The organism is Streptomyces sp. NPDC005706 (assembly GCF_040631045.1).
Taxonomy (GTDB): Bacteria; Actinomycetota; Actinomycetes; order Streptomycetales; family Streptomycetaceae; genus Streptomyces.
Genome location: NZ_JBEXYS010000001.1, coordinates 58,094 through 71,216 on the forward strand (window position 1 = coordinate 58,094; position 13,123 = coordinate 71,216).

Annotated in this window: 11 protein-coding genes; 10 read left to right on the top strand and 1 reads right to left on the bottom strand. The window is 71.5% G+C overall.

Annotated features, from left to right (window positions below; genetic code table 11):
• The first annotated feature begins 11 nt into the window (after nucleotides 1-11).
• From ABZ478_RS00205 to ABZ478_RS00235, 7 genes are all read left to right on the top strand, one after another.
• A complete protein-coding gene (locus tag ABZ478_RS00205) occupies nucleotides 12-1,163 on the top strand; it encodes a uroporphyrinogen-III synthase (RefSeq protein WP_359544260.1) in 1,152 nt (383 codons plus the stop codon).
• 131 nt (nucleotides 1,164-1,294) lie between these two features.
• Entirely contained in the window at nucleotides 1,295-1,888 is a 594-nt protein-coding gene (locus tag ABZ478_RS00210; protein WP_359544261.1) for an ABATE domain-containing protein, read from the top strand.
• 279 nt (nucleotides 1,889-2,167) lie between these two features.
• Nucleotides 2,168-2,752 (top strand): sigma-70 family RNA polymerase sigma factor, encoded by a 585-nt coding sequence (locus ABZ478_RS00215; protein ID WP_037932079.1) that lies wholly within the window; start codon nucleotides 2,168-2,170, stop codon nucleotides 2,750-2,752.
• 62 nt (nucleotides 2,753-2,814) lie between these two features.
• Nucleotides 2,815-3,588, top strand: a complete 774-nt coding sequence (locus ABZ478_RS00220; protein WP_359544262.1) for a zf-HC2 domain-containing protein — start codon at nucleotides 2,815-2,817, stop codon at nucleotides 3,586-3,588.
• Nucleotides 3,589-3,656: 68 nt separating this feature from the next.
• The gene (locus tag ABZ478_RS00225; protein ID WP_359544263.1) at nucleotides 3,657-5,984 is read left to right on the top strand and encodes a UvrD-helicase domain-containing protein; all 2,328 of its coding nucleotides are present in this window, start codon (nucleotides 3,657-3,659) and stop codon (nucleotides 5,982-5,984) included.
• A gap of 353 nt (nucleotides 5,985-6,337) precedes the next feature.
• Nucleotides 6,338-7,753: an NAD-dependent malic enzyme gene (locus ABZ478_RS00230; RefSeq protein WP_359544264.1), complete on the top strand. Its 1,416-nt coding sequence runs from the start codon at nucleotides 6,338-6,340 to the stop codon at nucleotides 7,751-7,753.
• Nucleotides 7,754-8,025: 272 nt separating this feature from the next.
• Nucleotides 8,026-8,307, top strand: a complete 282-nt coding sequence (locus ABZ478_RS00235) for an HU family DNA-binding protein (protein ID WP_067001509.1) — start codon at nucleotides 8,026-8,028, stop codon at nucleotides 8,305-8,307.
• 186 nt (nucleotides 8,308-8,493) lie between these two features.
• Here the strand turns inward: ABZ478_RS00235 and murA are convergent, their stop codons facing one another.
• The gene (murA, locus tag ABZ478_RS00240) at nucleotides 8,494-9,834 is read right to left on the bottom strand and encodes a UDP-N-acetylglucosamine 1-carboxyvinyltransferase (RefSeq protein WP_358930371.1); all 1,341 of its coding nucleotides are present in this window, start codon (nucleotides 9,832-9,834) and stop codon (nucleotides 8,494-8,496) included.
• A gap of 265 nt (nucleotides 9,835-10,099) precedes the next feature.
• On the opposite strand from murA, the gene ABZ478_RS00245 reads away from it, so the two are divergent.
• The 3 genes from ABZ478_RS00245 to ABZ478_RS00255 all read left to right on the top strand — a co-directional run bounded on the left by ABZ478_RS00245 (nucleotide 10,100) and on the right by ABZ478_RS00255 (nucleotide 12,824).
• Nucleotides 10,100-10,672, top strand: coding sequence for a YqgE/AlgH family protein (locus ABZ478_RS00245; RefSeq protein WP_358930373.1), 573 nt, complete (start codon nucleotides 10,100-10,102; stop codon nucleotides 10,670-10,672).
• Between the two features lie 28 nt (nucleotides 10,673-10,700).
• Nucleotides 10,701-10,979, top strand: coding sequence for a DUF3039 domain-containing protein (locus tag ABZ478_RS00250; RefSeq protein WP_143638399.1), 279 nt, complete (start codon nucleotides 10,701-10,703; stop codon nucleotides 10,977-10,979).
• Between the two features lie 240 nt (nucleotides 10,980-11,219).
• A complete protein-coding gene (locus ABZ478_RS00255; protein ID WP_359544973.1) occupies nucleotides 11,220-12,824 on the top strand; it encodes a beta-N-acetylhexosaminidase in 1,605 nt (534 codons plus the stop codon).
• The last annotated feature ends 299 nt before the right edge of the window (nucleotides 12,825-13,123 follow it).

Sequence of the window (13,123 nt, forward strand, 5' to 3'; positions counted from 1 at the left end):
CTAGGAGAGCCATGGACGACGAACAGCAGCACCCCGAACACGGGCCCCTCGCCGGGTTCACCGTGGGCGTCACCGCCGCGCGCCGCGCCGAGGAACTGGGCGCGCTGCTCCAGCGGCGCGGTGCCGTAGTGCTGCACGCGCCCGCCCTGCGCATCGTGCCGCTCGCCGACGACGGCGAACTGCTCGCCTCCACCAAGGAACTCATCGCCCAGGCGCCGGACGTCGTGGTGGCCACCACCGCCATCGGCTTCCGGGGCTGGATCGAGGCCGCCGACGGATGGGGGCTCGGCCGGCAGCTGCTGGAGCGCCTGCGGGGCGTCGAACTGCTGGCCCGCGGGCCCAAGGTGAAGGGCGCGGTGCGGGCCGCGGGGCTGACCGAGTCGTGGTCGCCGTCCAGCGAGTCCATGGCCGAGGTGCTGGACCGGTTGCTGGAGGAGGGCGTCGAGGGGCGCCGGCTCGCCGTACAGCTGCACGGCGAGCCGCTGCCGGGGTTCGTGGAGGCGCTGCGGGCCGGGGGAGCGGAGGTCGTCCCGGTGCCGGTGTACCGGTGGATGCCGCCGGAGGACATCGGGCCCGTCGACCGGCTGCTGGACGCCGTCGCCGCGCGCGCGGTGGACGCGCTCACCTTCACCAGCGCGCCCGCCGCCGCGTCCCTGCTGTCGCGGGCCGAGGAGCGCGGGCTGCTCGGCGAGGTGCTGGTCGCGCTCGGCCACGACGTGCTGCCCGCCTGCGTGGGCCCGGTGACCGCGCTGCCGCTGCAGGCGCGGGGCGTGGAGACGGTGCAGCCGGAGCGGTTCCGGCTCGGGCCGCTCGTACAGCTGCTCTGCCAGGAACTGCCCGCGCGGTCGCGGGCGTTGCCTGTCGCCGGGCACCGGGTGGAGATCCGGGGGCACGCGGTGCTGGTGGACGGGGAGCTGAAGCCGGTGCCGCCGGCGGGCATGTCGCTGCTGCGGGCGCTGGCACGGCGGCCGGGCTGGGTGGTGGCCCGCGCCGAACTGCTGCGGGCGCTGCCGGGCACGGGGCGCGACGAGCACGCGGTGGAGACGGCGATGGCCCGGCTGCGCACGGCCCTCGGCACGCCGAAGCTGATCCAGACGGTGGTCAAGCGGGGCTACCGGCTGGCGCTGGACCCGGCCGCGGACACGAAGTACGCGGACGGCTGAGGCGGGGCCGGGCACGGATCCGCCGGGCAACCTTCGCCAAGACCGTCCGAAGGGTTCCGCGCGCCGGGCGGCGCGGGCACTGTGAAGGGGAGCGACGCAACGGTTCCCCTGTCCTAGGCGGTGGCAGGCACATGACGCTGAGTACGGCCCCGGCCCCGAACGAGCCGCGGTTCGACGCCGGGCGGATCTGCCTGGACCTCCTCGCGACCACGCATCCGGCCGAACGGCTGGGCGCGGTCGAGTCGTTGCGGGCCTGGATCGCCGGTGCCGGGCTGGTGCCGCCCGGCACCCCGCTGGGGCACGCCGACGCCTCCTGGCCGGCGCGGTTCCGGGAACTGCGCTCGGACGTCGGCCAGTTGCTGCGCGGCACCGGCGCGGCGGACCCGCGGCCGTACGACGGCGCCCTCGGCCGGCTCAACGAGGCCGCCCGCGCCGCGCTCCCGGCTCCGTGCGCGGTGCGCGGCGCGGACGGCGCCCTGATACGCGAGCTGGCCCGGGCACCCGAGTGCGCGGCGCTGCTCGCGCTCGTCGCGCGGGACGCCGTGGAACTGCTCACCGACCCCGTGGCGCGAGCCGCGGTCCGCGCGTGCGAGGGCGACAACTGCCCCCTGGTGTACCTGGACACCTCCCGGGGACGCCGGCGGCGCTGGTGCTCCAGTGAGGTCTGCGGCAACCGGGAGCGGGTGGCCAGGCACCGGCGGCGGGCGGCCCTCGCGCGGGCCTGAGCGCCCGGTACGGCCCTTCTGCCGGAAAGCGGCGGGAAACTCCCCTGCCGTGGGCGAAGTGATTTCCGCAACAGCCGGTTTGCGGGTCCGTGCGCACGGGCAGCCAGGGCCGCCCCGGCGATGTGTCGGAAATGCAAACATCACGCGGGGGGAATGTGTGCGCATGTCCCGCTCGTGACGTCATTCCCAGGAAAACTGTCACCTCCTTTTGAACGGTGGGCCGCCCCTGTCCGTACGGGTGGGCGAGCGACCGACTGGGGGAACCCCCGGACACCGGAGGTGGGCGTGCGCAAGGATGCGGCCGTGGCCAATGAACGTGGATCGAGGGCCCGACATCGCATGTCCTCACAGCCCTCGGAACCTGATGAGGAGCTGATGCGTGCGCTGTACCGCGAACACGCCGGACCTCTGCTCGCGTACGTCCTCAGGCTGGTCGCCGGAGACCGGCAGCGCGCCGAGGACGTGGTGCAGGAGACGCTCATCCGTGCCTGGAAGAACGCCGGTCAGCTCAATCGGGCGACCGGTTCGGTACGCCCCTGGCTGGTGACGGTCGCGCGCCGCATCGTCATCGACGGCCACCGCAGCCGGCAGGCCCGGCCGCAGGAGGTCGATCCGTCGCCGCTGGAGGTCATCCCCGCGGAGGACGAGATCGACAAGGCGCTGTGGCTGATGACGCTGTCCGACGCGCTCGACGACCTGACCCCGGCGCACCGGGAGGTCCTCGTCGAGACGTACTTCAAGGGACGTACGGTCAATGAGGCGGCCCAGACACTGGGCATCCCGAGCGGCACGGTGCGCTCCCGGGTGTTCTACGCCCTGCGGTCGATGAAGCTGGCACTGGAGGAGCGGGGGGTGACGGCGTGATGAGCAGTGGTTACGGAGGAATGCAAGGATTCGGCCCGGGTGGTCCGGGTATCTCTGGACCCATGAGCCCCGGGCAGGGATCTTCGGTGCCGAGCGAGCACGAGACCGTGGGCGCCTACGCCCTCGGGCTGCTCGACGACGCCGAGGCAACCGCTTTCGAGGCGCACCTCGCCACCTGCGAATGGTGCGCCCAGCAACTGGACGAGCTGGCCGGGATGGAGCCGATGCTGGCCGCGCTGGCGGATCTGCCGGGTTCCGGCAGCACCCCCGCGATCGGCGAGTCGCTGTCCGCCAGGCCGAGCCCACGGCTGGTGGAGAAGCTGGTCGACGAGGTCTCCGAGCGCCGTGCGCAGAAGCGGCGCAAGGGCTTTTACCTGGTCGCGGCCGCTGCCGCGCTGATCATCGGCGGTCCGGTGGCCGTCATGGCGGTGAACGGCGGCGGCGACTCGGGGCAGACGGCCACGCCTCTCGCGGCCACCGCCCAAACGACGTTCGAGCAGCTTCCGGACAAGGTCAGCGGAAGCGACAGCGCGACGGGCGCCAGCGCGACCGTCGCCATGGGCGAGAAGGACTGGGGCACCTCGGCCGTCCTCGAACTCAAGGGCGTCAAGGGGCCGCTCAAGTGCTCGTTGGTTGCCGTCGGCAACAACGGCGACCGCCAGACCCTGGGTTCCTGGTCCGTCCCCAAGTGGGGCTACGGCATCCCGGACGCCAAGACCCCGGAGTCCCGCAAGCCGCTCTACGTCGGCGGCGGCACGGCCCTGAAGCCCAACGAGATCGACCACTTCGAGGTGACCACCTTCGACGGCAAGAAGCTCGTGCAGGTGGACGCGTAGTCACGTAGCTTTGCCGGGTCCCCTTCGCGTACGGTTGACGGCTGCCCAGCACGTCAGAAGGGGGCCCGGTGGCCGCTCAGGTTCAGCAGTCCGCGGTCGGCTCGGTACACGACGCACAGGACTCCGTGCGTGACCGAGAGATCAGCGTCGAGCAGGAACATCTGGACCGGGTGTACCGGCGACTCGAGGAGAAGATCCACGAGGCCGAGTTCCTGATGAACGACGCCGCCCAGCGCGGCCAGGTCGGCACGCCCGGCGCACTGGCCGAGCGGGACGCCCAGGTCTTCCGGGCCGGCATCCACCTCAACCGGCTCAACAACGAGTTCGAGGACTTCCTCTTCGGACGGATCGACCTGCTGCCCGGCAAGGACGGCAAGAAGGGCCCCGACGGCGCCTACACCGCGGTCGAACCCGCCGAGGGCGCCATCCGGCCCGACAGCACCGCCGACATCGCCGAGACCCTGCACATCGGGCGGATCGGCGTGCTCGACGCGGACTACGCCCCGCTGGTCATCGACTGGCGGGCCCCGGCCGCCGCCCCCTTCTACCGGTCCACCCCCAGGGACCCCGGCCGGGTCGTGCGCCGCCGGGTCATCCGCTCCAAGGGCCGCAGGGTCCTCGGGGTCGAGGACGACCTGATGCGCCCGGAACTGCGGGCGTTCCTCGACGGGCGGGCGCTGCCCGTCATCGGCGACGGCGCCCTGATGGCCGCCCTCGGCCAGGCCCGCAGCCACACCATGCGGGACATCGTCTCGTCCATCCAGGCCGAGCAGGACATGGTCATCCGCGCCCCCGCCGCCTCCGTCACCTACGTCGAGGGCGGCCCCGGCACCGGCAAGACCGCGGTCGCCCTGCACCGCGCGGCCTACCTCCTCTACCAGGACCGCAGACGCTACGCGGGCGGCATCCTGATCGTCTCGCCGACCCCGCTGCTGGTGGCCTACACCGAGGGCGTGCTGCCCTCGCTCGGCGAGGAGGGCCAGGTCGCGATCCGCGCCATCGGCTCGCTCGTCGACGGTGTCGAGGCCACGCTGTACGACTCCCCGTCCGTGGCCCGCGCCAAGGGCTCGTACCGGATGCTGAAGGTGCTGCGGAAGGCCGCCCGCGGCGCTCTGGAGCTGAACGATTCTCCGGAGCGGCTCCGGGTCGTCGCCTTCGGGCGCCGCCTCGAACTGGAAGCCGAGGAACTGGCGCACATCCGCCGTACCGCCCTCGGCGGCACCGCTCCCGTCAACCTGCTGCGCCCGCGCGCCCGCAAGCTGCTGCTGGACGCCCTGTGGGCCAAGTCCGGCGCGGCCGGCCGGCACACCGACGCGGAGCTGGCCGCCGAACTGCGCTCCTCCTTCGACGAGGACGTGGCGGGCGAGGACCCGTTCATCGCCTTCCTCGACGCCTGGTGGCCCGAGCTGACCCCGAAGGGCGTCCTCACCGCCATGGCGGACGAGAAGCGGCTCGGCCGCTGGGCCCGCCGGATCCTCAACCCCGGCGAGGTCCGCAGGGTCGCCCGCTCGCTGCGCCGGGAGGGCTGCTCGGTGCACGACACCGCCATGCTGGACGAGCTCCAGGCGATCCTCGGCGCCCCGGCCCGGCCGCGCAAGAAGCGCGAGCTGGACCCGCTGGACCAGCTCACCGGCCTCGACGAGCTGATGCCGGTGCGCGAGGAGACCCAGCGGGAGCGGGCCGAGCGCCTCGCCCAGGAGCGCACCGAGTACGCGCACGTCATCGTGGACGAGGCCCAGGACCTGACGCCGATGCAGTGGCGGATGGTCGGCCGCCGCGGCCGGCACGCCACCTGGACGGTCGTCGGCGACCCCGCCCAGTCCTCCTGGTCCGACCCGGACGAGGCGGCCGAGGCCCGCGACGAGGCCCTCGGCACCCGCCCCCGGCGCCGCTTCCAGCTCACCGTCAACTACCGAAACCCCGCCGAGATCGCCGAGCTGGCCGCCAAGGTGCTCGCCCTCGCCATGCCGGGCTCCGAGGCGCCCTCCGCCGTACGGTCCACCGGGGTCGAGCCGCGCTTCGTGACGGCGGTCGGCGGCCTTGGCACGCCCGCGCGGGACTCCCTGGAGAAGACCGTCCGCGCGGAGTCCGAACGGCTGCTCGACCTGGTGGACGGCACGGTCGGGGTGGTCGTCGCCATGAACCGGCGCGAGGAGGCCCGCCGCTGGCTGGCCGGGCTCGGCGACCGGGTGGTGGCGCTCGGCAGCCTGGAGGCCAAGGGCCTCGAGTACGACGCCACGGTCGTCGTCTCACCGGCGGAGATCGCCGACGAGTCGCCGGCCGGGCTGCGCGTGCTGTACGTCGCGCTGACCCGGGCGACCCAGCAGCTCACGGTGGTCTCCGGCGAGCGGGACGAGCCGGACCCGGCGGGGGTGCCGGACCTGCTGAGGGACTGAATTCCGAAGAAGTCCCCGCGTCAGGAATGGCCTCCGGTATCCGTTTGTTAGCCTTGACGTGGCACCGGCCCGATCCAAGCCCCCGGGCCCAACCTTCGTCCCTCAGAGGGACCACTTGCCGCGAGGCGAGCATGGCGGGTCGGTGTCATGAACGTGAGAGAGGCCCACGTCCGATGTGACGTGGGCCTCTTTATTTGCCCGATCACCTCTCGTATTGTGGAAGTTGTTTTCCGAAAAGGCGTGCCGCCGTGAACACAACGTCCGCAATCCGGGGCGACTACCACGTACTCGGGGGTAGGTGCGACGATCGGACGGCACTACACGCGACACGGTGAAAGCAGAGGAAGTCGGCCATGGCAACGGCGCCCAGCGTCTCCTACTCGATGACCATCCGGCTGGAGGTGCCCGCGAGCGGAACCGCCGTCTCGCAGCTCACCAACGCCGTGGAGTCCTCCGGAGGCTCGGTCACCGGCCTCGACGTCACCGCGTCCGGCCACGAGAAGCTCCGTATCGACGTCACCATCGCGGCCACCTCCACGGCCCACGCCGACGAGATCGTCGAGAAGCTCCGCGGGATCGAGGGCGTCACCCTCGGCAAGGTCTCCGACCGTACGTTCCTGATGCACCTCGGCGGCAAGATCGAGATGGCGTCCAAGCACCCCATCCGCAACCGTGACGACCTCTCGATGGTCTACACGCCCGGCGTGGCCCGCGTCTGCATGGCCATCGCCGAGAACCCCGAGGACGCCCGCCGCCTCACCATCAAGCGCAACTCCGTTGCGGTCGTGACGGACGGCTCCGCCGTGCTGGGCCTGGGCAACATCGGCCCGAAGGCCGCGCTGCCCGTCATGGAGGGCAAGGCCGCCCTGTTCAAGCGGTTCGCCGGCATCGACGCCTGGCCGCTGTGCCTGGACACCCAGGACACCGACGCCATCGTCGAGATCGTCAAGGCGATCGCCCCCGGCTTCGCCGGCATCAACCTCGAGGACATCTCCGCCCCCCGCTGCTTCGAGATCGAGGCCCGACTGCGCGAGGCCCTCGACATCCCCGTCTTCCACGACGACCAGCACGGCACCGCGATCGTCGTCCTCGCCGCCCTGACCAACGCGCTGCGCTGCACCGGGAAGGCGATCGAGAACATCCGGGTCGTGATGTCCGGGGCCGGCGCCGCCGGTACGGCCATCCTCAAGCTGCTGATCGCCGCCGGTGTGAAGAACGCCGTGGTGGCCGACATCCGCGGTGTCGTCCACGCGGACCGCGAGGACCTGGTGGACGCCCCGGCCGACTCCCCGCTGCGCTGGATCGCCGACAACACCAACCCCGAGAACCTCACCGGCACCCTGAAGGAGGCCGTACGCGGCGCCGACGTCTTCATCGGCGTCTCGGCCCCGAACGTCCTCGACGGCGACGACGTGGCCGCCATGGCCGAGGGTGCCATCGTGTTCGCGCTCGCGAACCCCGACCCCGAGGTCGACCCCGCCATCGCCCGGCAGACGGCCGCCGTCGTGGCCACCGGCCGCTCGGACTTCCCGAACCAGATCAACAACGTCCTGGTCTTCCCGGGCGTCTTCCGTGGCCTGCTGGACGCCCAGTCCCGTACCGTCAACACCGAGATGATGCTCGCCGCCGCGAAGGCACTGGCCGACGTGGTGACCGAGGACGAGCTGAACCCCAACTACATCGTCCCGAGCGTCTTCAACGACAAGGTCGCGGGCGCCGTGGCGGGCGCGGTGCGCGAGGCCGCGAAGGCGGCGGGCGCGGCGTCGTAGGCGCCGTAGCGCGTAGGGTGCGGGGGCTGTGAGGATGGACACGGCCGCCCCCGCCTCGGCGCGTCGTGGAACCCCCCACCGGCGGGCGCCCTCTAGGGTGACGGCCGAGCAGGCGCTTCTCGTGTGACTCCCTAGGGTGTTCTCACGACTCCTACGGGTGCCGGATTGGCATTACCGCCGCAGGTAGGGGCAGGATGCGTCTTTGGGCGCGAGCGCATCGGCATCGATCTCACCTCACGCCTCAACGGCAAGAAGAACACGGGAGTAACAACATGAACCGCAGTGAGCTGGTGGCCGCGCTGGCCGACCGCGCCGAGGTGACCCGCAAGGACGCCGACGCCGTTCTGGCCGCGTTCGCCGAGGTCGTGGGCGACATCGTCTCCAAGGGCGACGAGAAGGTCACCATCCCCGGCTTCCTGACCTTCGAGCGCACCCACCGTGCCGCTCGTACCGCGCGCAACCCGCAGACCGGCGAGCCCATCAACATCCCGGCCGGCTACAGCGTCAAGGTCTCCGCGGGCTCGAAGCTCAAGGAAGCGGCCAAGGGCAAGTAAGCGCAAGCCGCTCCGCTGGGTGGCGCCGGGTGACTGGAGCGCCGTTCTGACGCAGCGCCGCGGGTGACCGCGGGTTCGCTGTGGCTGGTCGCGCAGTTCCCCGCGCCCCTTGGGGCGCCTCAGCCAAAGACGCCGAAAGGGCGGCCTCCCTCCTCTGGAGGGGGCCGCCCTTTCGGCGTGTTCGGGTCAGCCGAGTGCCTTGCCCGGCAGCTCGACCTTCGCGCCCAGTTCCACGAGCTTCTCCATGAAGTTCTCGTAGCCGCGGTTGATCAGTTCGATGCCGTGGACGCGGGAGGTGCCCTCGGCGGCCAGGGCCGCGATGAGGTACGAGAAGCCACCGCGCAGGTCGGGGATGACCAGGTCGGCGCCCTGGAGCCGGGTGGGCCCCGAGACGACCGCGGAGTGCAGGAAGTTGCGCTGGCCGAAGCGGCAGTCGGAGCCGCCCAGGCACTCGCGGTAGAGCTGGATGTGGGCGCCCATCTGGTTCAGCGCCGAGGTGAAGCCGAGCCGGGACTCGTACACCGTCTCGTGGATGATGGACAGGCCCGTCGCCTGGGTCAGGGCGACCACCAGCGGCTGCTGCCAGTCGGTCTGGAAGCCCGGGTGCACGTCCGTCTCCAGCGCGATGGACTTCAGCTGCCCGCCGGGGTGCCAGAAGCGGATGCCCTCGTCGTCGATCTCGAAGGCACCGCCCACCTTCCGGTAGGTGTTCAGGAACGTCATCATCGAGCGCTGCTGGGCGCCGCGGACGTAGATGTTGCCGTTGGTCGCCAGCGCCGCCGACGCCCAGGAGGCGGCCTCCAGGCGGTCCGACAGGGCGCGGTGGGTGTAGCCGCCGAGCTTGTCCACACCGGTGATGCGGATCGTGCGGTCGGTGTCCATCGCGATGATCGCGCCCATCTTCTGCAGTACGCAGATGAGGTCCTCGATCTCCGGCTCGACGGCCGCGTTGGACAGCTCCGTGACACCCTCGGCCAGCACCGCGGTCAGCAGCACCTGCTCGGTCGCGCCGACGGACGGGTACGGCAGCCGGATCTTCGTGCCGCGCAGCCGCTGCGGAGCCTCCAGGTACTGCCCGTCGGCCCGCTTCTCGATGGTCGCGCCGAACTGCCGCAGCACCTCGAAGTGGAAGTCGATCGGCCGGCCGCCGATGTCGCAGCCGCCGAGGCCCGGGATGAACGCGTGCCCCAGGCGGTGCAGCAGCGGGCCGCAGAACAGGATCGGGATACGGCTGGAACCCGCGTGGGCATCGATGTCAGCGACGTTCGCGCTCTCCACGTGCGACGGGTCGAGGACCAGCTCGCCGGGCTCCTCACCCGGACGGACGGTGACCCCGTGCAGCTGCAGCAGGCCGCGTACGACACGCACGTCACGGATGTCCGGAACGTTGCGCAGTCGGCTCGGCGCACTGCCCAGCAGGGCGGCGACCATGGCCTTCGGTACGAGGTTCTTCGCACCGCGGACACGGATCTCGCCCTCCAGCGGGGTTCCGCCGTGGACAAGCAGGACATCGTCGTTGACGGTCATGAATCTCGCGTTCCGATGAGTCGGGCAGGGGCCGGCCGATCACTTTGCGCAGGGGCCGGAGAGACAGGGTAATCGCCTATTACCCCCGTCCTGTAAGCCCAAGTACCGCCCAGCCGCGTCATAGCTGTGTCACAACACGAACCGTTCACCGCCGGGCACAAGGGGTCACCGGCGCCGGACGCGCCCCCGTGCGCCCTGAGCTGCGTTCACTCGCGCACCCCGATTGGCTCCCCACGGCGGGGGAAGATGCGGGATCATGTCTGGCATGACCGAGGTGTCCTCGCTCACAGGGCGGCTGCTCGTGGCAACCCCCGCCCTGGCGGACCCGAACTTCGACCGTGCGGTCGTGCTCCTTCTCGACCACGACGAGGAGGGCTCCCTCGGTGTCGTCCTCAACCGCCCCACCCCGGTGGGCGTGGGCGACATCCTGGAGGGCTGGGCGGAGCTGGCCGGTGAGCCCGGAGTGGTCTTCCAGGGCGGTCCGGTCTCCCTGGACTCGGCGCTCGGCGTCGCGGTCATCCCGGGCGGATCGAACGGGGACAGCGCCCCGCTCGGCTGGCGGCGGGTGCACGGCGCGATCGGTCTGGTCGACCTGGAGGCCCCGCCGGAGCTGCTCGCCTCGGCCGTCGGCTCACTGCGGATCTTCGCGGGTTACGCCGGCTGGGGCCCCGGCCAGCTCGAGGACGAGCTGGTGGAGGGCGCCTGGTACGTCGTGGAGTCCGAGCCGGGCGACGTGTCCTGCCCGGAGCCGGAGACCCTCTGGCGCGAGGTGCTGCGCCGCCAGCGCAACGAGCTGGCGATGGTCGCCACGTATCCCGACGACCCGTCGCTCAACTGATGCCCGCGCGCTTCAGTACCCTTGCGATATGAGCACTCTCGAGCCCGAGCGCGGGACTGGTACGGGGACCCTCGTAGAGCCGACGCCACAGGTGTCCCACGGCGACGGCGACCACGAGCGCTTCGCCCACTACGTCCAGAAGGACAAGATCATGGCGAGCGCCCTCGACGGCACCCCCGTCGTGGCGCTGTGCGGCAAGGTGTGGGTGCCCGGCCGCGACCCGAAGAAGTACCCCGTGTGTCCCATGTGCAAGGAGATCTACGAGTCCATGGGCAGCGGTGGCGACGACAAGGGCGGCGACAAGTAGACGTCCGCCCGTTGTCCGCCTGAAGACCCTCGGGCCCCCGGGTCCGCGTCACGGACGCGGGCTCGGGGGCCTTTGCGTTTTTCGGCCACTAACTGGTCCAGACCTCTTGTGGGCATGCTCATGTCGGCAATAGCCTCCTCGAAGTCGCGCACGGCGAACAATGCGCCGCGCCGCGGCGCAGTTCCCCGGTAGGAACGCTTTCCTTCATCAAGGACTGATGTGACCGACAAGGTGGATCTGATCCCGGCTCCGGCGCGCTGTTCGCGGAACACCGCCGGGCACACGAGCATCGGCGCCGGTACGGGGCTCCAGGCGCGGCCCGGCACCGAGGGTGTGGCGCGGTGGCTGCGGGCCACCGTCGGCGCGGCGACCGGCCTGCCGCTTCCGGAGGCGGACGACGGGGACGACCGCGTCGTACTGAGCATCGAGCCGGACCTGCCCCCCGAGGGCTACCGCCTCGTCACCGACGGCGGTCCGGCGCGCATCCAGGGCGGCAGCGCCGCCGGCGTCTTCTGGGGAGCGCAGACCTTCCGGCAACTGCTCGGCCCCGACGCGTTCCGCCGCGCGCCGCTGCATCCGGACCGGGTGTGGGAACTGCCCCGGGTCACCGTCGAGGACGCCCCCCGGTTCGGCTGGCGCGGGCTCATGCTGGACGTCGCCCGGCATTTCATGCCCAAGGAAGGCGTGTTGCGGTACCTGGATCTGATGGCCGCGCACAAACTCAACGTCTTCCACTTCCATCTGACGGACGATCAGGGCTGGCGGATCGAGATCGGGCGGTACCCGAGGCTGACCGAGATCGGCTCCTGGCGGGCGCGGACGAAATTCGGCCACCGTGCCTCGCCGTTGTGGGAGGAGAAGCCGCACGGGGGTCACTACACCCAGGACGACATCCGGGAGATCGTCGCCTATGCCGCCGAGCGGCATATCACCGTCGTCCCGGAAATCGACGTACCGGGCCACTCGCAGGCCGCCATCGCCGCGTATCCGGAACTCGGCAACACCGATGTCGTGGACACCTCCGCCCTCACCGTCTGGGACAACTGGGGAATCTCCGCCAACGTACTGGCCCCCACCGACAACACCCTCCGTTTCTACGAGGGGGTGTTCGAGGAAGTACTGGAACTGTTCCCCTCCGAGTTCGTGCACATCGGCGGCGACGAGTGCCGCAAGGACCAGTGGCGCCGGTCGCCGGCCGCGAAGGGCCGGATCGCGGACCTCGGGCTCGCCGGCGAGGACGAGTTGCAGTCCTGGTTCATCGGCCACTTCGACACCTGGCTCACCGCGCGCGGGCGCCGCCTCATCGGCTGGGACGAGATCCTGGAGGGCGGACTCGCGCCGGGCGCCGCGGTGTCGTCCTGGCGCGGCTACGGGGGCGGTGTGGCCGCCGCGCGGGCCGGCCACGACGTCGTCATGTGCCCGGAGCAGTACGTCTACCTGGACCACCGGCAGGCACCCGGGGACGACGAACCCGTGCCGATCGGCTTCGTGCGCACCCTGGAGGACGTCTACCGGTTCGAGCCGGTACCGGCCGGACTCACCGCCGGGGAGGCCCGGCACGTACTGGGCACCCAGGCCAATGTGTGGACCGAGGTGATGGAGGACGCCGCGCGCGTGGACTACCAGGCCTTTCCCCGGCTCGCCGCCCTCGCGGAGGTCGCCTGGAGCCGGCTGCCCGCCCCGGCGGAGCGGGACTTCGCGGACTTCGAACACCGGATGGCCGCCCACTACCGGCGACTTGACGCCCTCGGCGTCGGCTACCGGCCGCCGACCGGGCCGCGGCCCTGGCAGCGGCGCCCCGGCGTCCTCGGCCGCCCGATCGACGGCGCGCCCCCGAACCGCTAGGAGGCGCGGGCGCCGGTGCCCCGCCGCCGGTGCCCGTCCGGCGGTGCCCCGTCCGCCGGTGGAACGGGTGCTCGTAGAACGAATGACGGAAAACGCGGCGGAGTCACCGAAGAGTGGCAATCGGCGCGCACCGGTGATGCCGTGCGAAAACGGAATATGTCCCCGATGAGGTGGGCGAATGCCTCCTAGCGGACCCCCGCGTCCGGCCCTTGCGAAGATGTGCCAGAGTTGCCACGTCCGCCCTGTGAGCACGTACCGTACGGCCACACAGGTGGGACCAGGTGGGGCAGCGGGAAGGG

What these genes read in the sequence shown, in the direction of transcription:
- ABZ478_RS00205 (WP_359544260.1), top strand. Translation starts at nt 12, where the DNA reads ATGGACGACGAACAGCAGCACCCCGAACACGGGCCCCTCGCCGGGTTC.
- ABZ478_RS00210 (WP_359544261.1), top strand. Translation starts at nt 1,295, where the DNA reads ATGACGCTGAGTACGGCCCCGGCCCCGAACGAGCCGCGGTTCGACGCC.
- ABZ478_RS00220 (WP_359544262.1), top strand. Translation starts at nt 2,815, where the DNA reads ATGAGCCCCGGGCAGGGATCTTCGGTGCCGAGCGAGCACGAGACCGTG.
- ABZ478_RS00230 (WP_359544264.1), top strand. Translation starts at nt 6,338, where the DNA reads ATGGCAACGGCGCCCAGCGTCTCCTACTCGATGACCATCCGGCTGGAG.
- ABZ478_RS00235 (WP_067001509.1), top strand. Translation starts at nt 8,026, where the DNA reads ATGAACCGCAGTGAGCTGGTGGCCGCGCTGGCCGACCGCGCCGAGGTG.
- murA (WP_358930371.1), bottom strand. Translation starts at nt 9,834, where the DNA reads ATGACCGTCAACGACGATGTCCTGCTTGTCCACGGCGGAACCCCGCTG.
- ABZ478_RS00245 (WP_358930373.1), top strand. Translation starts at nt 10,100, where the DNA reads ATGACCGAGGTGTCCTCGCTCACAGGGCGGCTGCTCGTGGCAACCCCC.
- ABZ478_RS00250 (WP_143638399.1), top strand. Translation starts at nt 10,701, where the DNA reads ATGAGCACTCTCGAGCCCGAGCGCGGGACTGGTACGGGGACCCTCGTA.